Origin of the sequence: Variovorax glucosi, assembly GCF_051216695.1 — a bacterium.
In the GTDB taxonomy this organism is placed as follows: Bacteria; Pseudomonadota; Gammaproteobacteria; order Burkholderiales; family Burkholderiaceae_C; genus Variovorax.
The window spans coordinates 1-1,037 of record NZ_JBPJZE010000394.1 but is presented as its reverse complement, the minus strand read 5'-3'; the positions used below and the strand labels follow the sequence as shown (position 1 = coordinate 1,037).

Annotated in this window: 1 protein-coding gene; it reads left to right on the top strand. The window is 67.5% G+C overall.

Annotated features, from left to right (window positions below):
• The coding region (locus ACSFA3_RS25940; RefSeq protein WP_435508176.1) for an aminopeptidase at positions 1 to 1,028 on the top strand (1,028 nt) is incomplete at its 5' end.
• Positions 1,029 to 1,037 lie beyond the last annotated feature (9 nt).

The window sequence follows — 1,037 nt, the reverse complement described above, 5'->3', positions numbered from 1 at the left end:
GCATCATGCGGGCCGCCAAGCCCGTGCCCGAGTGGCTGGCCGACCCGGCCGTGTCCGCGCCGCTGAAGGCCAAGCTCGAACTCACGCAGCGCATCCGCCGCTTCGCTTCCACCCAACTCGGCCTGCCCGACAACGCCAGCTACAAGTCGTACGCCGACCTGCACCGCCCCGCCGCCGTGTGGAACGTGGTGGCCGCGCCGCCGTACTCGCTCACGCTCAAGAGCTGGTGCTTCCCGGTGGCCGGCTGCGTGGGCTACCGGGGCTACTACAGCGAGGATGCGGCCAAGACCGAAGCCGAAGCGCAGAAGAAGCAGGACCTGGAAGTGGCCGTGTACCCGGTGCCCGCGTACTCCACGCTGGGCTGGATGAACTGGGCCGGTGGCGATCCGCTGCTGTCCACCTTCATTGGCTACCCCGAGGGCGAGCTCGCGCGCATCGTGTTCCACGAACTGGCGCACCAGGTGCTCTACGTGGCCGGCGACACTGTGTTCAACGAGTCGTACGCCACGGCGGTCGAGCGCATCGGCGGGGCGATGTGGCTGCAGCGCGAGGCCGGCGAGCAGGCCCGTCGCGAGTACGCCCAGTTCGATGGGCAGCGCCAGGACTTCCGCGCGCTGGCGCTGAACACCCGCCGCGCGCTGACGCAGGTCTACGAATCGCCCGAAGCCAAGGACAAGGACTGGGCCAAGGTCGAGGTCATGAAGCAGGCCGCCATGGCCGATTTTCGCGAGCGCTATGCAAAGCTGAAGGCGGGCTGGTCTGGCCCCCGCCGCAACGCCTATGACGCCTGGGTGGCACGCGCCAACAACGCGGCCTTCGGCGCACAGGGCGCCTACGACGATCTCGTGCCCAGCTTCGAGAAACTCTTCGAACGCGAAGGCCACGACTGGCCGCGCTTTTACACTGAGGTCCGGCGCATCGCCGCGCTGCCGACCACGGAAGAACGCCGCAGTGCCTTGCAGGCGGCGACCGGCATCATGCAAACCCATTCCAGCCCGGAACAAAAAAACGGAGATCACGGTGCCTGACATCCATAT